Origin of the sequence: Sediminibacillus halophilus (assembly GCF_900103695.1) — a bacterium.
GTDB classification, from domain to species: Bacteria; Bacillota; Bacilli; order Bacillales; family Amphibacillaceae; genus Sediminibacillus; species Sediminibacillus halophilus.
Window position 1 is genome coordinate 547389 of sequence record NZ_FNHF01000003.1, and the last position, 24587, is coordinate 571975.

At 45.6% G+C, this 24587-nt stretch carries 25 protein-coding genes; 20 read left to right on the forward strand and 5 right to left on the reverse strand.

The window, feature by feature from the left end; translation table 11 throughout:
- Nucleotides 1-2 precede the first annotated feature (2 nt).
- The 11 genes from BLR82_RS13100 (at nucleotide 3) to BLR82_RS13150 (ending at nucleotide 10824) form a co-directional block, all read left to right on the forward strand.
- Entirely contained in the window at nucleotides 3-938 is a 936-nt protein-coding gene (locus BLR82_RS13100) for a C40 family peptidase (RefSeq protein ID WP_342721591.1), read from the forward strand.
- Nucleotides 935-1942, forward strand: coding sequence for an ABC transporter ATP-binding protein (locus BLR82_RS13105; RefSeq protein ID WP_074599907.1), 1008 nt, complete (start codon nucleotides 935-937; stop codon nucleotides 1940-1942). Before BLR82_RS13100 ends, BLR82_RS13105 begins: the two co-directional genes overlap by 4 nt.
- Nucleotides 1943-2432: 490 nt before the next feature.
- Complete coding sequence (gene spoIID, locus BLR82_RS13110) at nucleotides 2433-3482, forward strand: stage II sporulation protein D (protein WP_074599908.1); 1050 nt, start codon at nucleotides 2433-2435, stop codon at nucleotides 3480-3482.
- A 416-nt stretch (nucleotides 3483-3898) separates the two neighbouring features.
- On the forward strand, nucleotides 3899-4816 hold the full coding sequence (gene spoIIQ / locus BLR82_RS13120) for a stage II sporulation protein SpoIIQ (RefSeq protein ID WP_074599910.1): 918 nt from the start codon (nucleotides 3899-3901) through the stop codon (nucleotides 4814-4816).
- A 212-nt stretch (nucleotides 4817-5028) separates the two neighbouring features.
- Entirely contained in the window at nucleotides 5029-6084 is a 1056-nt protein-coding gene (locus tag BLR82_RS13125) for an AimR family lysis-lysogeny pheromone receptor (RefSeq protein WP_074599911.1), read from the forward strand.
- Between the two features lie 229 nt (nucleotides 6085-6313).
- Complete coding sequence (locus tag BLR82_RS21085; protein WP_175486809.1) at nucleotides 6314-6469, forward strand: hypothetical protein; 156 nt, start codon at nucleotides 6314-6316, stop codon at nucleotides 6467-6469.
- Nucleotides 6470-6949: 480 nt separating this feature from the next.
- Complete coding sequence (gene spoIIID / locus BLR82_RS13130) at nucleotides 6950-7234, forward strand: sporulation transcriptional regulator SpoIIID (RefSeq protein WP_074599912.1); 285 nt, start codon at nucleotides 6950-6952, stop codon at nucleotides 7232-7234.
- Between the two features lie 384 nt (nucleotides 7235-7618).
- A complete protein-coding gene (gene mreB / locus BLR82_RS13135) occupies nucleotides 7619-8620 on the forward strand; it encodes a rod shape-determining protein (RefSeq protein ID WP_074599913.1) in 1002 nt (333 codons plus the stop codon).
- A gap of 141 nt (nucleotides 8621-8761) precedes the next feature.
- Entirely contained in the window at nucleotides 8762-9586 is an 825-nt protein-coding gene (locus BLR82_RS13140) for a flagellar hook-basal body protein (RefSeq protein ID WP_074599914.1), read from the forward strand.
- A 10-nt stretch (nucleotides 9587-9596) separates the two neighbouring features.
- A complete protein-coding gene (locus tag BLR82_RS13145) occupies nucleotides 9597-10424 on the forward strand; it encodes a flagellar hook-basal body protein (protein ID WP_074599915.1) in 828 nt (275 codons plus the stop codon).
- Nucleotides 10425-10491: 67 nt separating this feature from the next.
- Nucleotides 10492-10824 (forward strand): DNA-directed RNA polymerase subunit beta, encoded by a 333-nt coding sequence (locus tag BLR82_RS13150; protein ID WP_074599916.1) that lies wholly within the window; start codon nucleotides 10492-10494, stop codon nucleotides 10822-10824.
- Nucleotides 10825-11000: 176 nt separating this feature from the next.
- Here BLR82_RS13150 and BLR82_RS20825 read toward each other — a convergent pair whose 3' ends face one another.
- Nucleotides 11001-11147, reverse strand: a complete 147-nt coding sequence (locus tag BLR82_RS20825; RefSeq protein WP_139186963.1) for a lmo0937 family membrane protein — start codon at nucleotides 11145-11147, stop codon at nucleotides 11001-11003.
- A 268-nt stretch (nucleotides 11148-11415) separates the two neighbouring features.
- On the opposite strand from BLR82_RS20825, the gene fabZ reads away from it, so the two are divergent.
- From fabZ to BLR82_RS13190, 9 genes are all read left to right on the forward strand, one after another.
- On the forward strand, nucleotides 11416-11838 hold the full coding sequence (gene fabZ / locus BLR82_RS13155) for a 3-hydroxyacyl-ACP dehydratase FabZ (RefSeq protein WP_074599917.1): 423 nt from the start codon (nucleotides 11416-11418) through the stop codon (nucleotides 11836-11838).
- Nucleotides 11839-12038: 200 nt separating this feature from the next.
- Nucleotides 12039-12416, forward strand: coding sequence for a hypothetical protein (locus BLR82_RS13160; RefSeq protein ID WP_074599918.1), 378 nt, complete (start codon nucleotides 12039-12041; stop codon nucleotides 12414-12416).
- 449 nt (nucleotides 12417-12865) lie between these two features.
- Nucleotides 12866-13201: a hypothetical protein gene (locus tag BLR82_RS13165; RefSeq protein ID WP_074599919.1), complete on the forward strand. Its 336-nt coding sequence runs from the start codon at nucleotides 12866-12868 to the stop codon at nucleotides 13199-13201.
- A gap of 363 nt (nucleotides 13202-13564) precedes the next feature.
- Entirely contained in the window at nucleotides 13565-14434 is an 870-nt protein-coding gene (locus BLR82_RS13170) for an efflux RND transporter periplasmic adaptor subunit (protein ID WP_074599920.1), read from the forward strand.
- A gap of 2 nt (nucleotides 14435-14436) precedes the next feature.
- Nucleotides 14437-17526 carry an efflux RND transporter permease subunit gene (locus BLR82_RS13175; RefSeq protein ID WP_074599921.1) on the forward strand — a complete coding sequence of 1030 codons (3090 nt, stop codon included), beginning with the start codon at nucleotides 14437-14439 and terminating at the stop codon, nucleotides 17524-17526.
- Between the two features lie 182 nt (nucleotides 17527-17708).
- Nucleotides 17709-18782: a glycosyltransferase family 4 protein gene (locus BLR82_RS13180; RefSeq protein WP_074599922.1), complete on the forward strand. Its 1074-nt coding sequence runs from the start codon at nucleotides 17709-17711 to the stop codon at nucleotides 18780-18782.
- 263 nt (nucleotides 18783-19045) lie between these two features.
- The gene (locus BLR82_RS21490) at nucleotides 19046-19180 is read left to right on the forward strand and encodes a hypothetical protein (protein ID WP_281242195.1); all 135 of its coding nucleotides are present in this window, start codon (nucleotides 19046-19048) and stop codon (nucleotides 19178-19180) included.
- Nucleotides 19177-20523 (forward strand): UDP-glucose dehydrogenase family protein, encoded by a 1347-nt coding sequence (locus tag BLR82_RS13185; RefSeq protein ID WP_074599923.1) that lies wholly within the window; start codon nucleotides 19177-19179, stop codon nucleotides 20521-20523. Before BLR82_RS21490 ends, BLR82_RS13185 begins: the two co-directional genes overlap by 4 nt.
- 59 nt (nucleotides 20524-20582) lie before the next feature.
- Nucleotides 20583-20777: a hypothetical protein gene (locus BLR82_RS13190; protein WP_074599924.1), complete on the forward strand. Its 195-nt coding sequence runs from the start codon at nucleotides 20583-20585 to the stop codon at nucleotides 20775-20777.
- A 165-nt stretch (nucleotides 20778-20942) separates the two neighbouring features.
- Here the strand turns inward: BLR82_RS13190 and BLR82_RS13195 are convergent, their stop codons facing one another.
- From BLR82_RS13195 to BLR82_RS13210, 4 genes are read right to left on the reverse strand one after another with little or no spacing between them, the layout of a single operon-like run.
- A complete protein-coding gene (locus BLR82_RS13195) occupies nucleotides 20943-21272 on the reverse strand; it encodes an EamA family transporter (protein ID WP_074599925.1) in 330 nt (109 codons plus the stop codon).
- Nucleotides 21265-21612 carry an EamA family transporter gene (locus tag BLR82_RS13200; RefSeq protein WP_074599926.1) on the reverse strand — a complete coding sequence of 116 codons (348 nt, stop codon included), beginning with the start codon at nucleotides 21610-21612 and terminating at the stop codon, nucleotides 21265-21267. The genes BLR82_RS13195 and BLR82_RS13200 overlap by 8 nt, the downstream gene beginning before the upstream one ends.
- Nucleotides 21596-23359 carry a DUF6020 family protein gene (locus tag BLR82_RS13205; protein WP_074599927.1) on the reverse strand — a complete coding sequence of 588 codons (1764 nt, stop codon included), beginning with the start codon at nucleotides 23357-23359 and terminating at the stop codon, nucleotides 21596-21598. The genes BLR82_RS13200 and BLR82_RS13205 overlap by 17 nt, the downstream gene beginning before the upstream one ends.
- On the reverse strand, nucleotides 23349-24293 hold the full coding sequence (locus BLR82_RS13210; RefSeq protein WP_074599928.1) for a glycosyltransferase family 2 protein: 945 nt from the start codon (nucleotides 24291-24293) through the stop codon (nucleotides 23349-23351). The genes BLR82_RS13205 and BLR82_RS13210 overlap by 11 nt, the downstream gene beginning before the upstream one ends.
- Nucleotides 24294-24587 lie beyond the last annotated feature (294 nt).

The window sequence follows — 24587 nt, forward strand, 5'->3', positions numbered from 1 at the left end:
CCATGCAACAAGATAGATGGATAATCAATGTGCCGGTAGCTACTTTATGGACCAATCCGGAAGCACCACGTGAGGTGGATCAGCCTGGAATAACCAACCCGGTAGATTTGCCAGTCTGGCTGAACCGTTTGAGCTACCAGACGCGGCTTGACTTGTGTGAAAAAAATTTAGTTCAATCCCAATTGCTATATGGAGAGGAAGTAATCGTGCTGGAGGAGAAGCAGGATTGGCTACAGGTGATTGTGCCGACCCAGCCATCCAAAAAAGATTCCCGCGGCTATCCCGGCTGGATCCCGGCTTGTCAGGCACAGTTGAAACCCAATGCTGAGCAGGTGAAAGGGAAGGCGGTTGTTTCCAGAAAACTGGCGTCCTTATATGATGAGCAACAAGCATTTTTATTGGAGCTGAGCTACTTGACGGAACTGCCCCTCCTCGAGGCGACAGATTCTCATGCAAAAGTTTTACTTCCGGATGCAACCCCTGGCTATCTGAATAAGTCGGATGTGAAAATCGTTCGGGCGGGGGAAGTAGTGGCAAAAGGAAACGGTACGGACATTGTCAGGACGGGCGAAGCATTTCTCGATTTGGAATACTTATGGGGAGGAATGAGTGCCTATGGCTATGACTGTTCCGGATTCAGCTACAATATGTACAAGGCCAACGGATACCAAATACCGAGAGACGCTTCCGACCAGGCTGCACTTGGGGGAGAGGAAATCGCATTCGATCAATTGTTGCCGGGAGATTTGTTATTCTTCGCATACGAAGAAGGCAAAGGCACTCTGCACCATGTCGGCATGTATTATGGTGACGGAAAGATGATCCACTCCCCGACAACAGGAAAATCCATCGAAATCACCACACTGGCCGGAACCGTCTATGAAAAAGAATTATGTGGGGCTAGACGGTATTGGCAAGAGACGGAGGGAGCGCAATGAAACAAACCCAAAAGCTACAAGTGAACCAGCTGAAGAAGCATTTTCAAGTCGGAAAGGATGAAACCTTGAAGGCGGTAGATGGTGTGAGTTTTGAGGTGTACGAAGGGGAAACATTTGGCCTTGTCGGCGAATCCGGCTGTGGTAAATCGACCATCGGCCGTACCATCATGGGATTGTATGACCGTACGGAGGGGGAAGTTGTTTTCAACGGAAAAAACGTTCATGAGCTGAAGGATACGGAAACCTTCAACTTTCACCGCAGCATGCAAATGATCTTCCAGGATCCATATGCTTCGTTGAATCCTCGGTCTACCGTAAAAGAAATCATTTCGGAGCCGATGGAAATCCACGGACTGTATCCCGACAAAAGAGAGCGGCTGGACCGGGTGTATCAACTTCTGGAGGAAGTCGGACTAAGCCGTGATCACGCCAACCGATACCCACATGAGTTCAGCGGCGGACAGAGACAGCGGATCGGTATTGCCAGGGCCCTCGCCCTTGATCCGGAATTCATCATTGCCGATGAACCGATTTCCGCTCTCGATGTTTCTGTACAGGCTCAGGTCGTCAACCTTCTCCGTAAATTGCAAAAAGAAAAAGGACTGACGTATTTATTTATCGCGCACGACCTGTCGATGGTCAAGCATATTTCTGACCGGATCGGCGTCATGTACTTAGGCAACATGGTCGAATTAACTAAAGCAGGCGACTTATATAAACGTCCGCTTCACCCCTATACGCAAGCGCTGCTTTCCGCAATCCCGATTCCTGATCCCGATGTGGAAGAAGGGCGTGAACGAATGATTTTGGAAGGAGAACTCCCAAGTCCGATCAATCCGCCGAGCGGATGTGTATTCCGGACGCGCTGCCCGTTTGCTATGGAAGCATGTGCCAAAGTCAGTCCTGTTTGGCAGGAAATCGAAGAAAATCATTATGTTGCTTGCCATTTATATAACGAAGAAATCCAAGACAAAACACCGATAAAAGAAACGGTGCTACAATAAGAACCGGCAAAACCCCGTCTGATGCGACGGGGTTTTTTCACGAAAGAAGACAGATGATTTTGGACTGGGGAAACTTCTATCTTACAGATGAAAGAGGGGGCGCGTGAAAGGAGGAAAGATCCTTCATTAGGCGGATGAAATTAAAAAAGAGGCGCTGGAGTTGTGTAAAAGCAATCCATGACTCCGATAAAGGAAGTTGGAGAGGAGAGAGTATCTCGCAAATCAGTTCTGGGGAATTTAGCCTCTCATCCTTCAAGTAATAACATTGCCCTCATTGAGGGAGAAAGCAAACTTGTACTTGTCCTGTGTTAATCAGTGAGGACTGCCAAGGTTTTCTTCTATCCACATCTTGACAAAAATTCTAAATCAGTCTCCGTCCATAGAAATAGGACAATCTATCAGTTTCACCACCAGTGGTGAAAAACTAGTTCTATTGTTTTTCATTCCTGTATAGATTAGTTAGTAGACAAACTAGAAAAGGAGGCCGCCAATGAAGAAATCAAAGCAAGCATCGACCATCAAATGGAGAGGTCCTAGCATGATTTTAGCATCCAGCCTGATCATTATCATCTTAGTGGTGCCAACGTTGATTGTAGCTCCGTTCATCCAGGCTGGCGGCACAGCGAAGCAATCTGTCGACAAAAAACCTGAAGCAGAGCAGGTTAGCCTTAAGAAGGAGGATTCACCATTTTCGGTAAAAGTGTACCGCTCCAACACAGAGGAGGTGGAAACCGTCCCGCTTGAGGAGTATGTCACCCACGTTGTGGCCTCGGAAATGCCTGCAGAATTTGAATTGGAGGCGTTGAAAGCTCAGGCATTGGCTGCAAGAACGTATATCGTCAACCACTTGACGTTAGACCCGGATGAAAACCCGAAAGGCGCCGATGTTACCGATACTGTCCAACATCAAGTGTACAAAAATGAAGAAGAGCTGCGTGAAATTTGGAGTTCAGATTACAGCTGGAAAATGAAAAAAATCGTCGAAGCAGTTGCAGAAACCAAAGGGGAAATTGTGACCTATGAAGACCAGCCGATTACACCAGCATTCTTCTCGACAAGCAATGGTTACACCGAGGACTCGGAAAACTACTGGGAAGGAGAGCTCCCTTATTTACGAAGCGTCGCCAGTCCATGGGATAAAGAGTCACCAAAATATTTAGATCAGCAAATATTCACCACTGCAGAAGTGGAACAGGCACTCGGCATCACAATTGACACCAATGCTGCAGCTGCAGCAGAAATCGAACGGACAAAAAGCCATCGAGTCGCCTCTATAACTATTGGAGGCAAATCCTTCTCTGGGAGAGAAATTCGAGAAAAGCTCGAACTCCGTTCCAGCGACTTTGAAGTCGAGCAAAAGAAAGATCATTTGATCTTCACCACTAAAGGATATGGCCATGGGATCGGAATGAGTCAGTACGGTGCCAACGGCATGGCCAAAGAAGGCAAAACCTATAAACAAATCCTGCAATACTATTACAAGGGCGCAGACATCAACAACATCGACCAAACCGCCCCCCAACTCGCTTCCAACTCTTAAAAAGGAAGATAGGTTCATGAGAATAGATCGAGATGCTCCAGACGGTGAGTGGGGGGTCAGTCCCTCCCACCGTGAAATACAGGGTGAAATGAGGAAAAGGAGAAAAACAGGGACTGACCCCATCCCAAGTAAAAAAACAGCGAACCCCATTTTGGGGACTGTCCCCCAAAAACCAAAATGCTGCCATGCCGGTCATAAGCAACAGCTTTTAAGTAAAGTAGACACTAAATCCCTCATTAAGGGGACTGACCCCCAAACCACCGTTTGTTGACTAGGTAACGGCTTTGGGGTCAGTCCCCTTTTTTTCTGTTTGATGTATAAAATCAGGTTTTTGTCGAACATTAATTAATAAAAAAATTTTTTAAAATGTATATATCTCTCATTTTCTGCTCAGAATGGTAGCTGAGGTGATGATCATGAGAGAGGAAAACAAGAACGTTTCAAAAAATGGATGGAAACGTATCTTTCGTAAGAAATGGTTTTTCCCGGCACTTTACTTGACGATGGCTGCATTGCTTTTAACAGGAGTTCTATGGTATCAAAGCCTGGATACCCCTGAGCAGGCGGAAAATGATTCCGAGATGGACAGCATTTCCGAGAATCCATTTGATATGGGTGAAGATGCCGAACCAGTGTTGGAGCAGCAGGAAGTAATCAAAATGCCGGTGCAGGAAGAAGCACAAGCCGAGATTGTAACAAAGTTTTATGACTATAGTGCAGATAGTGAAGATCAAGAAAAAGCACTTGTACTATACAACAATAAGTACTATCAGAGCACCGGTGTCGACATTGCTGCAGCGGAAGGAGAAAGTTTTGATGTTACTGCTTCTCTGAGTGGTGAAGTTGTGGAAGTCAAAGAAGATCCACTTTTGGGTAATGTGGTCAAGCTTTCCCACGAGAATGATGTTACTACTTACTATGCTAGTCTGGAAGAGGTAGCAGTAGAAGCAGGGACCAAGGTTCAACAAGGCGACGTTATTGGAACAGCTGGTAAAAATCTATTCGGCCAGGCAAGTGGAACACATGTCCACTTTGAACTGCGCCAGGGTGATACACCAGTCAATCCCGAATCGTATTTCAACCAGCAACTAAATGAGCTGAAAGCTGAGTCTTCTGAAGAAAAGCAAAATCAGAAAGACGACACACAGGACAATGACGCTACAGCAGATGAAGAAACAAACAGTGATCAGGATGCTTCGACAGAGGAAGGTACTAAATCCGACGAAGAAAAAACAGATTCGGAACAAGACCAGGGAAATGTCGATGACAGCGGCTCAACAGAGGAGTCTTCGGCCGGAGATCGTGAATCTTCCGCAGCAATGGCTAATGCATAATAGGAAACCCCCCCCGGTAATTTTACCGGGGGGGTTTCGTGCGCAAAAAGACCTAGTCAAAATTGTAGAAAAAGTCAGAAATTTGTAATATTTTGTAATATATTGTCGAACTAATGTTCGTATTTTCCTGTTGAAATAAGTAATATTTATGCGATAATTAAATAAAGATGACAAGTTAACTCGCATCTTGTAAGGAAAGAAGGAGGTATGATATGGCGAGAAGCCCTTCCCGACGTAAATTTATTGAAAGGGTCGTTGAGAAACCCATGTTAAATAAACACATGACTTTAGAAGACTACGTAAATACTATTCGCATGGATCACACGGAGGACGAGGTCGTTCACATGACAAGACTTTTTTGCATGGACTCGACATCCGACTATGTGAAAAGGACAGGCATGGAATTTCTTTATATGAATGGTTTCTTTCAGGAATTGGATATTTTACTTCTACAAAATAAACAAAGCATAAATCCTATTAATCGGAAATGGGCCTACCTCTATGAACTCTTCGTCCTTCGCAAGCAAGGCGCCAAGCCGAAACACGAGTTGCTGAAAAAAGTACATCAAATGAAAACGAATATTGCAGAACTGAATTGTTTAGTCGGATTTATGAAAATCTATCTCTACTATGACTTAAATGAATTTGAAAAACTCGGTGATTACCTGGATCACCAGTCTGAACTCATTAGCGAGATAGAAGATTCCTTTTTAACCTCACTCTTTTTCGTCCGCCTCAATGAGACCTTATTTACATACTACTGGAAAAGAAACGAGTTGATTTTGGCAAGAAAGTATGCATTTCAGGTTTTAACTTATCCTTATTGCCAGGAGAGAAAAGCAAATATTCACATGCACCTTGGCTTGAGCTACTTATATGAAAACTATCTCCAATGTATCTATCACTTGGAGGAAGCAAAACGTATCGCCACTCTCTATAATAAAACCACTCTTATCAAGGCAATAGAACAACAAAATTACCCCTTCATTTCGGCTCATTTTGGAGTTGTTGATGGAGTTACCACCACTGATCCAAGTGAACAAGCTCATTTGGCAATTGCCAGAGGAGACATGGAAGAAGCAAAAAGAATCCTTAAAAGCATTTCCTTGGAATCTCCCTTTCGAAAATACTACCTTGGTCTAGCAGAACAGGATAAAGGAATACTACTTCGTGCTTATAACGACTTTATTGTAAAAAGAAGTGATTATTTTTTCTCACGCCTTCCGTTATTGGCGATAAATAACAGTCGATTTAAAAACGATGCTTAATGTGTTAAAGAGGAGTAAGACAAGCGGACATGATGAGGCTCTTTGGATTCAGTTCCCGCCCCAATTGATCTTATCCGCGTCTTGTCCTCTGAAATAAAGGATTTGTTGAAACGATTATTTTGGTAAGAGGATTGCTTTTTCCAGAATAGCTTCCTTGGAAAACTACATAACAACCTTTCTGGATCGAACAATCTTTTTATAAATAAAATTTTTTAGGAGGGTTTTATTTATGGTAAAAAGATTAGTTGCATTGCTTGTGTTGGTGGTAGGATTTGCATTGGTACAACCGGGAGCGGCATTCCTGGCAGACGGCAAGGACAAGGCACCGGTGGATGACGAGCCGATTGTTCTTCATTACGATCCAGAGTACGGTGAAATCGGCTAACCCCGGCTAAACCAACCAGCCCATTTTTACTGCAGGGAACATGCAGACTAAAAATAAACAAAAAAATAGCATCCCAGATGCTTCCCTCTTAACTGAACTCGTTAGAAATGTACCCCCTTAGTTATTTTAAAATAGATAAGGCCTCCATCCTGGATGGAGGCTTTTTTCTGCACAAAAATAAAAGGGGACAGTCCCCCAACTAACTAACACTGCGTCGCGCTAAAGCGACAGCGTAGTGGGGGACTGTCCCTCCAATTTGCTAATTTAATCATAATTGCGAACTGGTTTTAATAAAATGGTAAAAACCTAGCATTCAAGCATGGTCTGAGGTGAGCGTACTGTGGGGCTTTTCCACTAAACATCGAAGATAACAACCGCGCCGCTTTGTATCTTTTTACATAGAATATTCCAGTCACTATTTTCTCAGCACCTATGTCTCAATTTCACACCTTGGACTTACAACTCAGGGAGGCGAGTGGTGTGCATGACTACATCAAAGAGAGAACTATCAGGATTGGGAAGTACATTGTAGAGACCAGGAAGACAGTTAGAGTGATAGCAAAAGAGTTCGGGGTATCAAAAAGCACGGTTCATAAAGATTTAACTGAAAGGCTGCCGGAAATCAATCCGGAGCTGGCGAATGAAGTAAAAACGGTTTTGGATCACCACAAAGCAATCCGCCATCTCCGCGGCGGCGAAGCGACAAAATTAAAATACAGCATCAATACGACTGAAGCAGATACTCCTGCGGAACCAGTAAGCTAAATAGAATGCAGTAAATCTGGCTGACGCCCACAAAGGCGGAAGCCTTCTTTTTATGCCATTGCCGATCTAATTACACCCGCCATAAAAAAGACTCAAGCCCATTGGGAATCCGATCCTCTTTTATCCAATGTAACCAATCTAGAACTTTTGATCTAGCATAGGATGTCGCATCAAAATACAGGAAGACCCTAAACTCCCGTACGGACCTTGTCAGACTCCGATATGCTGGTATCTAGCGTTCCACAGCAAAAATTGGAAATTAACAAGATTTTTTTTGATTCCTGCTAACTAATTGAAAAGATTTGTGATAAAATATATCATTAGTAGCATTGTGTTCAGGGACGGATACGACGCATCAATATTACGCAGGGAGGATCAAGATTCATGTTTTCTAGGGACATTGGAATAGATCTTGGGACAGCGAACGTGTTAATCCACGTAAAAGGAAAAGGAATCGTACTAAATGAACCCTCGGTAGTTGCCATGGACCGCAACTCGGGAAAAGTGTTGGAAGTGGGAGACGCTGCACGGCGCATGGTCGGACGTACCCCGGGCAATATTGAGGCTATTCGGCCGCTGAAAGATGGGGTCATTGCCGATTTTGATGTGACAGAAGCGATGTTGAGATACTTCATCAATAAAATTAACGCACGCGGCTTTTTATCGAAGCCACGGATGCTGATTTGCTGCCCGACCAACATTACCAAGGTAGAACAGAAGGCAATCAAAGAAGCTGCCGAAAAATCTGGCGGTAAGAAAATATACTTAGAAGAAGAGCCGAAAGTGGCGGCCATCGGAGCTGGTATGGATATTTTTCAGCCGAGCGGAAACATGGTTGTAGACATCGGTGGCGGAACCACAGATGTAGCAGTCCTTTCGATGGGAGATATTGTAACCGCTCAATCGATTAAGATGGCCGGTGACAAATTTGACCATGAAATCCTTAATTATGTGAAGAAAAAATATAAGCTGTTGATTGGGGAACGTACGGCAGAGGATATTAAGATCAATGTAGCAACAGTATTCCCTGGAGCTCGTGATGAAAGCATCGATATCCGCGGACGCGACATGGTATCTGGACTTCCACGTACCATCACCATTCATTCTGCGGAAATTGAAGAAGCGCTGCGTGAATCGGTCTCTATGATTGTCCAGGCAGCCAAAACGGTATTAGAGCATACCCCGCCTGAGCTGTCGGCAGACATTATCGACCACGGAGTTATTCTCACTGGTGGCGGTGCATTATTGCATGGCTTCGATCAATTGCTTGCCGATCAGTTGAAAGTGCCAGTACTGCTTGCGGATGAACCGATGAATTGTGTAGCCAGAGGGACAGGGATTATGCTGGAGAACATCGACAAGGTCGATAAGAAAAGCATCGTATAATGGCCGTTTTCTACTGACGATTTTGCGAAAAATGTCTGGAAAAGCAGTTTTTCGTGTGATTTTGGAAACCACTCTGAAAGTGGCATAACGAATAAAATTGCAGACGGCGTTAAGCTGTTTGTGAAAAAAGGGGCAGGAATCTTGTTAAGAGGATATTATACAGCGGCTTCCGGAATGCTGGCGCAGCAGCGAAGGCAGGAGGCATTGTCCAACAATATTGCCAATGCACAGACGCCCGGCTATAAGCAGGATCAAGCCACGTTGAAGGCATTTCCTGAGTTGTTGTTGCAGCGGATGGAAGAGCAGAACGTACCGACGAGTCGTAACTTGAGCAGAGCGATGCCAACGACGATCGGCTCTATCAATTCAGGTGTCTATGTACAGGAAAACATCCCGGATTTTAGCCAGGGAGATTTACAAGAGACTGGTATCTCGACGGACATGGCGCTTGTGAATGGGAATCTGCCTGATGAAAACGGCAGTCTATTCTTCACCTTGCAAAATGGGGAAGGGGAAGAGCGCTTATCACGGAATGGTAACTTTACTGTTGACGGCGATGGCTTTCTTGTTTCCAATCAAGGTTTTTATGTATTAGATCAAGCCGACAATCCGATTCAGACCAACAACATGGAATTTAACGTAACAGAGGAAGGGACCGTACAGATCGACGGGCAAAATATCCCACTGGGAGTTGCTTATGCAGCGGATGCCAATTCTTTGATCAAGGAAGGCGAAAATGTCTTCCGGATGGATGAAGGAGCCGGTCCGGCTGTTGATGCCAGAGCCGCAGCGGGCGTCACCTTTGCGGTTCAGCAGGGTATGCTGGAAGGTTCCAACGTGGATTCCTTGCGGTCGATGACGGACATGATGGAAGCATACCGCTCATTCGAAACCAATCAAAGAGTTTTGAAAGCATATGATTCGAGTATGGAAAAGGCCGTCAATGAAATCGGCCGAGTAAGATAGGGGGATTAGCATGAGCAGAATCGGGATACAGGCAGCGGTCACGATGGGGCAGTTGCAAAACAAATTGGATCTGATCGGCAATAACCTGGCGAATACGAATACCAATGGTTATAAAAGTCGTCAGGCAAATTTTTCTTCCTTATTATTTCAACAAATTGACAACTTATCAGACCCGGCTAATGCTGAGGGCCGCCTGACACCGGATGGATTGCGGGTAGGGTCCGGCGCGAGGCTTGGTCATACCAATGCAGACTTGTCTGCCGGCTCCTTGCAGGAAACGGGGAGGGCACTGGACGTGGCACTGCTTGATGACGATCAGCTGTTTCAAGTGCAAGTGACGGAAAATGGTGTAAGTGAAACAAGGTTTACTCGTGCTGGCTCCTTTTATTTGAACCCGTTGGAAAATGGTCAGATTATGCTTACCAATCAGGATGGCAATCCGATTATCGGAGAAAACGGACCGTTGACTTTTGCTGACGGGTTTGAAGACATACACATTACGGGTAATGGAATAATTGAAGTTACTCGGAACGGACAAACAGCACCGGAAGGAAGACTGGCGGTTGTCGAAGCGGTACGTCCCCGCGTGTTAGAACCAACCGGGGATAACAGTTTCCGCCTTCCGGACTTGGACGCATTGAATTACCAGGAGGGGGAAATCATTCAGCAAGTCGGTGAAAATGATTTGCGTGTGAAAACTAGTTCCCTGGAAAGTTCCAATGTGGATATTTCCAAGCAAATGACTGATATGCTGCTGACACAGCGTTCTTACCAATTTAATGCCCGATCTATTTCCATGAGCGATCAAATGGCAGGATTGGTAAACCAACTGCGGTAATTTCGAGAAGAAGCATCCAATCGTTTTAGAAGCCGCAGAAGATGAATAGTAAGGAGTCATCAAAGCCATGCAAACGAACAATCCAACAAAAGAAGTGAATCAAGGTCCAGCCAAGCGCAAGGAGTTAAAACAGCAGAAAAAGCAACAAAAGTCTGCTGAGCAGAAACAAGAAACTTCGGACCAAAAGAAGGAAAAAAGAACAGAGAAACTGCCAAAGGCGAGGCGCCGAATTTTTCCGATTTGGCTGCGGCTGGTGGTAGTGTTTGTGCTGTGTGGGTTGGCATTGATTTGCGGGTTGATGTTCGGCTATGGCGTATTGGGAGACGGAAAACCTACAGAGGCCCTGGAGGTATCAACCTGGGAGCACATCGTCAACATCGTAACAGGCAAACAAGAATAAGAAGATATGCACCGACTCTTAAAAAAAATTTATAAATAACAAAAGGGTGATCCCAGCTTTTTTAGTAGGATCACCCTTTTTTCGCCGTGTTGGGGACTGACCCCATATTCCCAAAAACAACGATTTTTCCGCCTTCGGGCGGTTTTTGGGGTCAGTCCCCTTTATCATCAGCCTGGCTAAGACGTGGTCCGTCCGCGGATGAATTTTATAACGAGTACGATGACAGCGATCACCAATAGGATATGGATAATGCCGCCGACTACGTTAAAAATAAAGCCGAGCAGCCATATCGCCAGGATGATGCCCAATATGGTCCAAAGCATCTGGTTTTACCTCCTCTATAAGTTATCCAACTATTAAAGTCATTCCCTTCTTGCCATTTCCCTGAAACATTTGGTTTAGGCAAAAGAATTATAAAAACTTGCCAACCTTTTCTTTAGCTTTTACGATTCAAACAAAAAAGATTCTGCTGGTGCTTGGCGGAAAAGCTAGTTTTCTTTATACTTTGTAGTAGACAGGCAGGTTGCAGAAAGAAATCTTTGATCAAACAGACGTTGCTTTCTGCCCGCTGATGGATGAAAGGAGAAAGAAATAGTGGATATTAATGAAATCAAGGACATAATCCCGCATCGTTACCCATTTTTGTTGGTGGATGAAGTAACCGAAATCGAAGAGGGCAAGCGAGTAGTCGGCAAAAAAAATGTAACCATCAATGAACCGTTTTTCCAAGGGCATTTCCCTGACTATCCTGTCATGCCGGGTGTATTGATTGTCGAGGCATTGGCACAGGTAGGGGCTGTTGTAATCCTTAACAAAGAAGAGAATAAAGGGAAAATTGGCTTCTTAGCCGGTCTTGATAAATGTCGATTTAAACGGCAAGTGAAACCAGGTGACCAATTACGACTGGAAGTGGAAATCATTAAGCTAAAAGGGCCGATTGGAAAAGGAAAAGCGATCGCGACCGTCGACGGCGAAACGGCATGCGAAGCAGAAATCATGTTCGCCATTAAATAAATACGATGGAGTCACCAGGGACAGTCCCTCCTGCAGCCGAATTTCGTTTATCGGCACACTGAAGGGACTGTCCCTATTTTCGTTTTAGACGCTGGTTTAACTTCCCGGCCATGGGGATATAGTGTACCATGATAGAATTTACCGATTCATTGCGTCAGACGGATGCAAAAAAGCAAAGACAACAAGGAGGAGTCTGAAACATGAACAGTCGTTTACTATTTAAACTAGGTGCACCTGTATTGGCGCTGTCGATCATTTCTGCTTGCGGAAGTGGAGATGAAGAGCAGCCTCCGCCGGAAGATGATCAGTCTCCCGACTCTCCCGTGGAAGAAAACAGTGATCAGCAAACCGGTGAAATTGAACAAGACAATGGGAATTCGGGCGACACAGATAGCCAGAATGACCAAGGCACTAGTGACAATGGAACAGAAGGCGGAACGGGCGATCCGAACCGCGAAGGCAGTGATTCATCCGAAAATGATGTAGAAAGTGAAGAGGATAGCAGTTCAGACGAAGACTCATCGATGAACGAAGACTCCACGACTGACGATTCCGATCAAGAAGATCAAGAACAATAACACAACTTCGAGGGGTCAGTCCCCCAACGCTTTACAGTGGTAACGCGATTTTGTGTTACTGTGTTGGGGGACTGACCCCATTTTCTGACCCCATTTTCTGACCCCATTTTACTTCTCCATTATTCTTTCCGTTATTCATCCCCGCTGTTTCTTCTTATTATTCCTTCCTTATATGCTTCCTTCTTTTCCTTCTATGTATATTTTTTCTATGGGAATGGCATTCTAGGGAAGAGTCCTTTGGCATATTCCCTCAAATGGGATAGGTGCTGAAAAGGAGTAAGCTGTTCTCATTTGCTAAGAGGTTTCTTTTTCAGACTTTCCCAGACAGCAGGCCGGTAACTCTTCATAAGAAGAGACAAAGCTTGTGCATCCTTACAAAAACTTTAGAAACTTTTTTTGAAAAATGGGAAGGCTATACATGGAAGACAACATAAAGGAGGGTTTTACCAATGAAAAAGCATTTGCTATTAAAGTTAGGCGCGTCCATGCTGGCCTTGCTGCTGATGGCTGCCTGCGGTAACAATGATAATGACAATCCACCGCCGGAAGAGAATAATGATGCACCGGTAGAGGACAATGGCAATGATGAAGATGACATGAATCAAGGCGACAACAATGTGGACGAGGACAACGCCGACGAAGGCATCACAGATGACAAAGGAAATCAAGGGGAAGGCAACCAGGACGATCAAGGGGATACAGACCAGGAATCCGGTGACCTGACCGATGAAAACAATGATGCCACCAATGAAGACACGATGAATGAAGACGACAAAAATCAATAATCCATAAGCATTCGATATCCTGCCACCACGAAAAAGGAGGCAGGATATTTTTCGCTTTTATCCAATATGCCCTGTAATTGTCATGCTGGCAGATACGTGATATAGTAAGACTCGACTGACTGGTCATTATGGCCTGTTTTTCGCAATAAATTTACCCAAAAAATCAATTGAAACCAAAACCATCGCCAAGTCGTATAGTCACAGTGGGGAAATTCTTTCAGTATGAAGCACCAAAGCAATCGAAAAAACACGGAGCTGCTTCGACTGCAAGATTTGACATTAACGGCCGAACTTTAGACAATATCGGCATACTCTGTCGGATATGGATTATACATATGTCAGCAAATGGAGAGGAGAATAATCATGAAAAAATTCGCATGGCCGCTGCTGGCACTAATTGCCCTGGTACTGGCAGCTTGTTCTGAACAGGAAACTGATAACAGTGGAGAAGAAGAAAGCGTCACCCCCGTTGAGGTGGAGAAAATAACACAAGGGGACTTGTCCGTGGATAAACAATTTTATGGCAGGGTAACCCCCGAATCCACAGCCCCCGTTATTCCTCCGACCCCCGGTGAAGTAGAATCGCTGGAAGTGGAAAAAGGCGAGCAGGTGGAAGAGGGAGATGTCATTGCCACCATCAAATCTGCGGAAGGGATGGGAAACGTCGACATCGAAGCGCCTGCAGACGGAGAAGTTACTTCGCTTGAAGCAAACGAGGGTGGAATGGTCTCCAACTCCGAACCATTTGTCACCATAGTCGATTTGGATAATCTATTAGTGGAAGTGACCGTAACCGCAGAAGACCTGGCATTATTTGAGGATAGCGATGAGGCGAAAGTGCAGTTTACCAGTTTGGACAAAGAATTGACTGCTACGATTGAATATGCTGCGTCGGTTCCGGACGATACCGGCTTGTATCCTGTCGAGCTGTCATTTGAAAATGAAGACAATGATATCAAACCGGGCATGACTGCGGTAGTCCAATTGGCTGAAAAAGTAGTCAAGGATACATTGCTTGTTCCAACTGCAGCACTGGTGGATGACAGTGGAAAATCATTCATCTATATTGTGAAAGATGATCAGGCAGTGGAAGTGCCTGTGGAAATAGTCGAAACCCAATCGGATGTGACAGCGATTGAAGCAGATGTTGCTGAAGGGGATACAGTGGTCGTCAAAGGCCAGCTCACCTTAACTGATGGCGGGCAAGTCAGCATCAAGAAGGAGGAGCAATAACCGTGAAGTTAGTAGATACATCCGTCAAGCGCCCGGTAGGTGTGGTCATGATTGTCCTGGCCATTCTGGCGCTGGGCTTTGTTTCATTACGCAGTTTAGCAATCGATTTGTTTCCGAAAATTGACTTGCCGATTGCCGTAGTAGCGACCAATTATCCAGATGCTGCTCCGGAAGAAGTCGAAAAGCAAGTCAGTCAGCCGCTCGAAGCATCACTCAGTTCGATAGAAGGGGTGGAATCGGTCCAATCCCAATCCCAATCGGGTTCCTCCCTTGTCATCATTATGTTCTCGACCGGTACCAACCTGGACAATGCCCTGCTCGAGGTGCGTGAACAGGTCGATTCAGCCAAAGGGATGCTGCCGGACAGTGCCGACGATCCGTCCGTCCTCCGCTTCAATCCGGATCAAATGCCGATTATGTGGGTTGGACTGACAGGTGAAAATCTGTCCCAGCTGCAAAACGTTGCTGAAGATCAAGTCGTCCCATACTTTGAACGGCAGGAAGGCGTGGCCTCGGTTACCGTCGAAGGAGGACAGACGAGAGAAATCCAGCTCGAACTGGATCAAGGGAAAATGGCACAGTACGGCTTAAGCACCCAGGATATCTCACAAGCCCTCGGAGGGGTGAACCAATCCGGGTCGGCGGGAACCGTGCAAAAAGGCGATCAGGATCTGCAAGTCCGGGTGAATGGTGATTTCGACTCGGTCGATGATATCCGTGAGACGATCATCCAATCACAGTCCGGCACCCAAGTACACGTAGAAGACATTGCCAAAGTAAAAGATACATTTGAAGAGTCAAACGGAACAACCATGGTCAACGGAAAGCAGGCCACTGTCCTTTCCGTCATGAAAAAGACCGATGGCAACACCGTCGACGTCTCCGACAATGTCACGGCAGCTGTGGATGACCTGAAAGAAGAGCTGCCGGAAGGCGTATCTCTCGATGTCGTGATCGATACATCGACTTTCATCAAATCATCGATCAGCTCCGTGGTACAAAATATGATTATCGGTGGAATCTTTTCCGTTCTTGTCCTGTTGCTGTTCTTGAAGAGCATTCGGGCAACCATCGTCATTGGTTTGTCTATTCCGATCGCGATCATTTCCACCTTCACGCTGCTTTACTTTACTGGCGAAACACTGAACGTCCTTACCATGGGCGGACTGGCTCTCGGTATCGGAATGATGGTCGACAGTTCGATTGTCATATTAGAAAATATCGTTACCTATCGCCAGCGCGGTTTTACGATGGTGGAAGCTGCCAAGAAAGGCGCCTCGGAACTGGCTCCTGCCGTGATTGCATCGACGACGACAACACTGGTCGTATTTTTGCCGATTGTCTTTGTCGAAGGCATTGCATCCAGCCTGTTTACACCGTTCGCTTTGACCGTTTCGTTTGCATTGATCGCATCGCTGGTTGTATCGATCACGTTGATACCGATGCTGTCATCCAAGCTGCTGAGCAAAGCCATGCAAGACCACGGCCGGCGTTACTGGTTCGACCGGTTCCTGGATAAGGTCAATAATGGCTACAAAGGCGTGCTTCGCAAAGTATTGAAATTCCGAAAGACGACTGTTTTTGTGACCTTCCTGTGCATCGTCGGAAGTCTGGCCTTGATTCCGTTCATCGGAGCTGAATTCATGCCTGCATCCGACGAAGGACAGATCGAGATTGCACTGGAAACGCCTACCGGTACATCGACAGAAGAGACCGAAGAAATTGCTGCCGAAGTCAGTGAGCGGCTGCAGAATTATCAAGACGTCCTCGACACGAGTTACTTGAGTATTGGCGGCGGTAACCAGATGATGGGCGGTGGAGGAGGAGGAAACCAAGCCTCTTATACCTTGCAGCTGGTTTCTTCAGAAGATCGTAGTCAAACGACCGATGAAGTTATCGCCGATATGCAGAAGGACATGGAAGATATCGTCGGTGCCGATATATCAGTCAATTCACTTGGCGGTTCGGGAATGAGCACCGGTTCTCCGATTCAAATTCAACTGACCGGTCCGGAGCACGAAGTACTGCGTGAGCTTGCGGACCAAGTCGTTTCTGAAATTAGCGAAGTGGATGGAGTACTAAATCCAACCTCCTCTATTTCTGACACACAACCGGAGCTGAACGTGACGGTTGATCGGGAAGCTGCTGCACAGCAAGGCCTGACACACCAGCAAATCATGAGCCAGATTCAAATGGCGTTCAGCGGCCAGGTGGTCATGAACTATCGAGAAAACGGCGATGATATGAACGTACGTCTAACCTTCCCGGAAGACCAACGCAGCACGATCGCTGATTTAGAAAACTTGAACATACAATCACCGCAAGGCTCGATGATTCCGTTGGATTCAGTGGCCGACTTTGAGCAAATTCAAAGTCCTGCTACGTTGTCCCGGGAAAACCAGCAGCCGCAGGTCAATGTCTCCAGTGATATTTCGGGACGTGACTTGGCCAGCATCAGCGGCGATGTTAAAACAAAATTAGACCAGCTGAACTTCCCGGATGAATACTCCTATTCAATGGGCGGTGAAGTAGAGGATATGGCCGAGGCATTCTCTGATCTGGCCATAGCGCTGGTATTCTCGATCTTTCTTGTGTACGCCGTAATGGCTGTTCAGTTTGAGAACTTCCTGACACCGCTGGTTATCATGTTCTCGCTTCCGGCAACAGTCGTCGGTATTCTGCTGGGACTGTTCCTGACAGGTAAACCGCTGAGCATCACTGCGTTCATCGGGATCATCATGCTAGCAGGTATTGTCGTCAACAACGCCATCGTGCTGGTCGACTATATCAATATTCTGCGAGGACGTGGCTTGTCCCGTTTCGATGCCATCCTCGAGGCAGGCGCCAGCAGAATGCGGCCGATTTTGATGACAACCCTGACGACGATTCTCGGAATGGTGCCATTGGCACTCGGTTTAGGCGAAGGAGCCGAATCCCAGCAGCCCTTGGCCATCACCATCATTTTCGGTCTTGGAATTTCCAGCATTTTCACCTTGCTGTTGATTCCGGTTGTTTACACCTACTTTGATGGATTGTCGGGACGAATCGTCCGTTTGTTCCGCCGTGACAAAAAGCGGGAGGAAAAGGCTTAATCAGCAAAGAGACGTATGTGCTTACTCGGTGCATACGTCTTTGCCTGCTTCCATCATTTCATTGGAATGTTTGGGCAGGTATCTCTCGGTGAATAATTGAAATAGAGTGTTGCATAATTGTAATAGTATCGATAGTTTGATTTATATTAAAAATGAGAGAAATCAACTAAAGTAGGGATTCTATGGTTAACCTATCAGAGCTTGTCATTGCGTTTCTGATTTCCTTGTTGGCGACTGCCTTGCTCGTTTTTCCTGTGAAAAAACTCGCTGTTAAAATCGGTGCAATGGATAAGCCGGAGGCTAGAAAAATTCATAAAGTCGCGATTCCGAGGCTTGGCGGACTGGCCATTTTTTTAGGAACGGTTCTCGGCCTGGTTTACTTACAGCCGGTTCACCGCCATATGTTCGAAATCAGTATCGGAGCGATCATCGTCGTCATACTTGGAATCCTGGATGATAAATTTCAGCTTCGTCCTTTGTATAAATTGATTGGGCAAATTTCAGCTGCCGGGGTGTTGATTTACGGCGGCCTGATCATCGAGCGGATCAATGTTCCGCTATTCGGCTTAGTGGAGCTTGGGAATTGGAGTTTTATCGTCACTCTGTTGTGGATTGTCGGTATTACCAATGCCATTAACCTAATTGACGGACTGGACGGATTGGCTTCCGGCGTGTCGGCAATTGCATTAATCAGCGTGCTGATCATGGCACTTGGTGATTATCGCGTGGTCGTTGTTTACTTCTGTGTTGTATTGATCGCCAGCAATATCGGTTTCTTATTTCATAACTTCTATCCGGCAAAAATCTACATGGGTGATACCGGCTCGATGTTTCTTGGGTATTCAGTAGCCGTGATATCCTTGTTAGGCCTGTTCAAAAATGTGACCTTGTTCAGCTTTATCATTCCCGTGATCGTGCTGGCAGTGCCGATATTCGATACGTTGTTTGCCATTGTGAGAAGGCTGTACAATCATGAAAACATCATGCTTCCCGACAAGAAGCATATCCATTACCAATTGCTTGCTTCAGGGTTCAGCCATCGGACAACCGTCCTCATCATTTATGGTTTCAGTGCTGTCTTCGGAATTCTCGGTATTATGTTTTCCAATGCATCGCTCACCTTTTCGTTGGTTATTTCTTTCTTCATTTTGCTGCTGCTTGCGTTGATTGCAGAAATCGGAGCAGTGGAAAAAAGAAAAAAACCGTTGATCAACAGCATGCATAAGCTGGTGAAGCGTACGAATGACCGCGGATGAATATGAAGAAAAGTTAACAAAAACATAATAAACACTCGGTAGTACAGAAAATAAGTAAAAGGCGTCCCTTTTTAGACGAGAGGGGCGCCTTTTATTGTGTTTTTCTTGTTTGTAAACATTGTAAATGCACGGAAAACCGCATGCTCATGGGGATTGTAGCGACTCCTTCAACCGGGTACGATGAAATCAACGGCCATGCATGAATGGATTCACATGCAGCTCAATATAAATAGAAGTAACGCCTGACAAAGGAGAGCGATCTGATGAATAGGAAAGAGCAATCGTCCCGAACTGTAGCATTTTCTGGAAGCAAACGAAAGAAAATACTGAAGCATCCGTTGGTTGATTTCCTCTCCATTGGATACGGAAAGCAGAAAAAGGCGGTGAAACTGCCATGAACATAGCGGTCATTGGAACAGGGTACGTCGGCTTGGTCACGGGTGTCTGTTTAGCCGAAATCGGCCACTCGGTTACCTGTTTGGATATTGATGAGGAAAAAATCGCCCTGTTGAATCACGGCAAATCCCCGATTTTTGAAGAGGGGCTGGAGGATTTACTAGAAAAAAATCTTCAATGCGGCCGTCTGGATTTCACTACCGATTATTGGGAAGGGCTGGCTGGAAAAGAGGTTATCTACCTGGCTGTCGGCACACCGGAAACGGCTGATGGCTCCGCCGATTTGACTTTTATTGAGGCTGCAGGCAGAGCGATTGCTGCCCATTTGAAGCAGAATGCAGTGATTGTAACGAAAAGCACTGTTCCCGTCGGAACCAATCAATCTATCAAACGGATGATAGAGTCAGCGTTGGCAGAACCGGTTCACATACGCATTGTTTCCAACCCGGAATTTCTCCGTCAGGGTACAGCTGTTCACGATACTTTTCACGGAGATCGAATCGTAATAGGTTCTGATGATCCGGATGCACTAGCATTGTTAGAAGAAATCAACCGGCCATTTCAGTTGCCGATCGTCAAAACGGATTTACGTAGCGCCGAAATGATTAAATACGCTTCCAACGCTTTTTTGGCGGCTAAAATTAGTTTTATTAATGAAATGGCCCATTTATGTGCCCATGTTGGAGCCAATGTCGATAACGTGGCAGAAGGGATGGGCATGGATTCGCGAATAGGAGGTAAGTTTCTCCAAGCCGGCGTCGGCTATGGCGGTTCTTGTTTTCCTAAGGACACCAATGCTTTGATTGCCATGGGAAGAAGCCATGATTACCCGATGCCGTTGCTTGGCAGTGTCCAGCATGTCAATGACAAGCAGCGTGATTGGCTGGTGAAAATGATTCAAACCCGCTTAGGAATTCTTGAGGGCAAAACGATTGCATTGCTCGGACTCACCTTCAAGCCGAATACAGATGACATGCGGGAGTCACCGGCCATTCGTGTTGCAGAACAACTGCAGGCAGCAGGCGCAACGCTTCGCGGCTATGATCCAGTTGCTGTGTCACGGGCAAGACAAGTGATGCCTGCCACAGTCAGGCTAACCGACAACCTGCAGGAGGCAATACAAGGTGCAGATTGTGCCGTCATTATCACGGATTGGAAACAAGTCAAGGACCTCCCTTTAACGGAATACGCACGTCTGTTAGCCAGACCACTTCTGTTTGACGGGCGTAACTGCTTCGACTTGGAAGCTGCAAAGGCAAGCGTCATCGAATACCATTCCATCGGGCGCCCGATAGTCAATTCCCAAGAAACGGTTTCTTCATTGGCGAGTCATCAGGTTAATTGACTAGTTGAAATAACGATATTCCATGTAAAATGGAAATATAAACCACATGGAGGTGGAGCATGGACGGAGACGCTGTATTTTGGGTTACAACTATCGGCGGGTTACTGTCATTAGGTGCATGGATTTGGTACTATGCAGCACTTGGAAAAAGCATATCACAAGAAGAAAAGGAAGCCGGACGCGACTTAACATATGAAATAAATCCATTCACCGGCTCTGCTAAACCATACAAGAAAAAGAATAACCAAAAATAAAAAGAGCCGACTGAACGGCTCTTTTTTTATTTAACTAACATACCTATGGGGTCAGTCCCCCAACATAGTAACACTGCGTCGCATTGCCACGACAGTGTGTTGGGGGACTGACCCCAGCTTCTCAGCCTGCTTTACCTCCGATTTGTTGACCGCGCTGGGTCTCTTTTAAGTAACCAGAAAGATGGAACCGGCTACGATTAGGAGTACTCCGACAATTTTGTTGGTTGTAAGAGTTTCACGCAGCCAGATGAAAGAAAGGAGCAGCGTCCATACGTACGTAAGGGATGTCAGCGGAAAAACGATTGTATACGGAAGGTGCTTGAGCGTCCAAACATTAAGAATCGCTCCAGCTCCGTAAAACATGCCGCCCGCCATTAAATGAATTATCAATTTGCTATTCAAAGTGAAATCCTGCCCGCTGGCTTTTTTAAAAAAGAAGCCGCCAAGTGCGCCGAAAAGAGTGAATAAAACAATCATCATCAGCCACTTAATCATCACCACCACCGATCAGGACAGCTCCGGTAATGATCAATGCTGTCCCAATATAATTTTTGGAGGTGATGATTTCCCCAAGAAATATGCTCCCCAAGAACAGCGCAAATACATAGCCAAGACTTAGTAGAGGATGGAGGACGGACAAGCTGCCAAACCGAAAGGCGATGACCATTCCGACAGCTCCTAGGAAATAGAGAGAAAGTCCCCCGATGAGGAAGAGATTGATCTCCCCCAGTGACAGCTTCCAACAAAGCTGGCCAAGTGCAGTGCAGGCGGAGGCGGCAATCATGATGGCAATCCCGCATTTATTCTCCTTCAAAGAATTAAGCAGCTTCATCATCGTCATCTGTCCTTTTCAGCAAAGGTTGGTTGTACAGGAGCAGGGCAAATAATCCAATGATGAACAATGCCATTGAGTTGGCATATTGATAGCGGAAATCTTGAGCTGGTAAACCGGCCAGAATGGTGCCCGTATTCAATAAAACAGGCAAAGCCACCAGCCAGGCTGTCCATCCGTTTTTTATAAAGCCGATAAAAGCCAACAATACAATCAAAAAGGTGTATAGAGCAGGCCGCCATACTAATTGTTTTAAATGGGATTCGGTAAATGTTTGCCAACTTGTCAGCAGACTTTTAACACCCTGAAGTAGAGAGGCCGATTTCAAATCATAATCATTTGGCTGATGTATTTCTGTAGAATAAAGGCTAGTGTACCCATGCTGTGGTTCATTGATCTGCCAAACGAGCGACGTTTGTTTTAAGTAGGCATCAACCGCAATAGAAAAATTATTGGAAACAACAGAAAACCAGGTAGAAAAATATTTTCCGTAATCCTCGTAAATGACCTCCCGATTATAATCGTCGAGAAACTTTATCCGATCTGTTAAGTAAGGGTGGTAATGTTCCTTCCACTCAGCTAAGGGTAAAATGCGATTCAGGTATTCTGCCTGCTCCACGGTCAGTTCTCCGTCGAGGGCAATTACTCTTGCCAGCTGTTGCGTAGGGATACCTAACGCCTCATTAGGATCTGCCGGCTTCACCTCCAAGACATCAAATACAGGTCCGGTAACGATGACATAGATACCGCATACCGTTAGAGTTGTCATCAATAACCGCTTAGCTTGATTCCGATATGTAATCATCAGCAGAAGGGCCATGGCCAGAAAAACTGGCAGTCCATTGTTTCGAATGAAAATAATGCCGATAACAGCTCCGCCCAACAGAAAATGGCTGCTTAACGGATAAAGCCATTCTCCCTTTGTGACGACAACTTTGCAGGAAATGACAGTGAAGAATAGCAAAAAAGTACTGAAAAGGACATCCTTCCATATCATGATTGAAAAAACACTGTTGACCGGTGAGAGCGCAAAGACTGCTGTCACTACCCATAACAAAATTGGTTTTAAACCGTTTTTCTCAAAGCTGTACATCGCGAAACCAAATACGCCCGCAAGGAAAAAAATCTGGCCGAGAGCTGTCGCAGCAGGAGAATGCCAGAATGTCGTCGTCAGCATCATGAACCATGTATAAAATACGGGGTGCCAGCTGCTGAACTCATGTGTGTGGATTTGTCGCCAATGAGAAAGGGAGTCTGGTGTCATCCCTCCTGGATAGAAAGCAGCTAAGTAAATAATCCAAACCACCAGGCAAGGCAGAGCATAGCCGATGATCTTCCACCTGGAAGCGCTGCTTGAGGCTATTTTAATCTGTATAGGATAGAGCAGGAGTATGATGAGGGTTACTCCTACGAAAATCGTAGCATAGGAACCAAACCAGACAAACAACCTAATTAGCCAGCTATTATCCTGTAAATGATCGAGCGAACCTTTTAAGCTGAACAACACGGCCAATGAAAAAATACCTATAAAGCCTGCCGATAGTGGATGGCCCATCAGCCTTTTTGCCAACTTCCACCTATTTACCATCACACGAAAACCTACTAAGAAAAAAACGGTCATTAGCGCATAAACCGTAATAATCACTGCCATTGCTGTCTGGGTAAAGGATTGAATCAACGATATACAGGCTGTTCCGCTCAAGACTCCAGATATAACACTAAGCAAAAGAATCACCCAATTACTGATCACCTTTAAATCCCCCAGACAAATCAAACATGCGATTAAGTTCCAATTCATACTGCTTTTTATGAGTGGAAGCGACTGTGTCGAGAATCAGCCCGCTGGCAAAGGACAACATCGACAAAATCACCAATCCGACCGCCAGAATGGCAGAGGGTATCTTGGTGATGTATCCTGTGGCAAAAAATTCTGCAACCACCGGCAGCCCTGTTGCCAACCCACACAATAACAAAAGGACAGACCAGGCACTGAAAAACATCATGGGTCGATATTCCTTGAACAAGGTGAAGATTTTACCCAGTACTTTTAAGCCATCGCTTAACGTACTCAGTTTCGACTCACTTCCGTCAGGCCTGTCCCTATAGCGAATGGGGACTTCTTTGATGGGCAGGCGTTTGTCAAGTGCGTGGATGGTCATTTCTGTTTCGATTTCAAAGCCTGGACTCATCACCGGCATCGATTTCACAAAAACCTTATCAAACGCACGATACCCTGTCATAATATCTTCCAGATCACTTTTGTATAGAAAATTGATCGACCGCTTCACAAGCGAGTTCCCCAAGTTATGGAACCTGCGTTTGTTTTCACTGCCGTAGGTCCCATTCGACAATCTATCACCGATAACCATGCTGGCCTCGCGCCGTACAATCGGTCCAATCAACTGATGAACCGTATCAGCCGGATAGGTATGATCGCCATCTACCATGACATAACAGTCTGCATTTATATCGCGGAACATCGCTCTGATTACGTTCCCTTTTCCTTGTTTCGGTTCCTTTTTGACCACAGCACCATGCTCAATTGCAATGTCATACGTTCGGTCCGATGAATTGTTGTCATATACATAAATTACCGCTTCCGGCAGTTCCCGCCGGAAATCGTCAATAACCGCTCCGATGGTATGTTCTTCGTTATAACACGGAATCAATACAGCAATCCTCATCCTGTTTACCCCTTTTCCTTTGATGATTGGACTTTTCAACAGTGTAAAAGAATCCGAATATTATTTGGAGAAAATTACAAAAACTTAAACAAAGTTCATAAAAGATTTACAGTAAACGTTTGTTTACATTGTTTAGCTTTCTTGAAGTTTTGGTAAACCAGCAAAATTGAACAAAGTGCCTTATCCGAACCGGCAGTTAACATGTGGAAAATTAATCTGACTTCTAAGTGGACCCGTTTGATTTACAATCCTCAAAGCTGCGTTGACAAAGCCTTTATCTCCGTTTTTTATAAG

What these genes read in the sequence shown, in the direction of transcription:
- BLR82_RS13100 (WP_342721591.1), top strand. Translation starts at nt 3, where the DNA reads ATGCAACAAGATAGATGGATAATCAATGTGCCGGTAGCTACTTTATGG.
- BLR82_RS13105 (WP_074599907.1), top strand. Translation starts at nt 935, where the DNA reads ATGAAACAAACCCAAAAGCTACAAGTGAACCAGCTGAAGAAGCATTTT.
- spoIID (WP_074599908.1), top strand. Translation starts at nt 2,433, where the DNA reads ATGAAGAAATCAAAGCAAGCATCGACCATCAAATGGAGAGGTCCTAGC.
- spoIIQ (WP_074599910.1), top strand. Translation starts at nt 3,899, where the DNA reads ATGAGAGAGGAAAACAAGAACGTTTCAAAAAATGGATGGAAACGTATC.
- BLR82_RS13125 (WP_074599911.1), top strand. Translation starts at nt 5,029, where the DNA reads ATGGCGAGAAGCCCTTCCCGACGTAAATTTATTGAAAGGGTCGTTGAG.
- BLR82_RS21085 (WP_175486809.1), top strand. Translation starts at nt 6,314, where the DNA reads ATGGTAAAAAGATTAGTTGCATTGCTTGTGTTGGTGGTAGGATTTGCA.
- mreB (WP_074599913.1), top strand. Translation starts at nt 7,619, where the DNA reads ATGTTTTCTAGGGACATTGGAATAGATCTTGGGACAGCGAACGTGTTA.
- BLR82_RS13145 (WP_074599915.1), top strand. Translation starts at nt 9,597, where the DNA reads ATGAGCAGAATCGGGATACAGGCAGCGGTCACGATGGGGCAGTTGCAA.
- BLR82_RS13150 (WP_074599916.1), top strand. Translation starts at nt 10,492, where the DNA reads ATGCAAACGAACAATCCAACAAAAGAAGTGAATCAAGGTCCAGCCAAG.
- BLR82_RS20825 (WP_139186963.1), bottom strand. Translation starts at nt 11,147, where the DNA reads ATGCTTTGGACCATATTGGGCATCATCCTGGCGATATGGCTGCTCGGC.
- BLR82_RS13160 (WP_074599918.1), top strand. Translation starts at nt 12,039, where the DNA reads ATGAACAGTCGTTTACTATTTAAACTAGGTGCACCTGTATTGGCGCTG.
- BLR82_RS13165 (WP_074599919.1), top strand. Translation starts at nt 12,866, where the DNA reads ATGAAAAAGCATTTGCTATTAAAGTTAGGCGCGTCCATGCTGGCCTTG.
- BLR82_RS13170 (WP_074599920.1), top strand. Translation starts at nt 13,565, where the DNA reads ATGAAAAAATTCGCATGGCCGCTGCTGGCACTAATTGCCCTGGTACTG.
- BLR82_RS13180 (WP_074599922.1), top strand. Translation starts at nt 17,709, where the DNA reads ATGGTTAACCTATCAGAGCTTGTCATTGCGTTTCTGATTTCCTTGTTG.
- BLR82_RS21490 (WP_281242195.1), top strand. Translation starts at nt 19,046, where the DNA reads ATGAATAGGAAAGAGCAATCGTCCCGAACTGTAGCATTTTCTGGAAGC.
- BLR82_RS13185 (WP_074599923.1), top strand. Translation starts at nt 19,177, where the DNA reads ATGAACATAGCGGTCATTGGAACAGGGTACGTCGGCTTGGTCACGGGT.
- BLR82_RS13190 (WP_074599924.1), top strand. Translation starts at nt 20,583, where the DNA reads ATGGACGGAGACGCTGTATTTTGGGTTACAACTATCGGCGGGTTACTG.
- BLR82_RS13195 (WP_074599925.1), bottom strand. Translation starts at nt 21,272, where the DNA reads ATGATTAAGTGGCTGATGATGATTGTTTTATTCACTCTTTTCGGCGCA.
- BLR82_RS13200 (WP_074599926.1), bottom strand. Translation starts at nt 21,612, where the DNA reads ATGATGAAGCTGCTTAATTCTTTGAAGGAGAATAAATGCGGGATTGCC.
- BLR82_RS13210 (WP_074599928.1), bottom strand. Translation starts at nt 24,293, where the DNA reads ATGAGGATTGCTGTATTGATTCCGTGTTATAACGAAGAACATACCATC.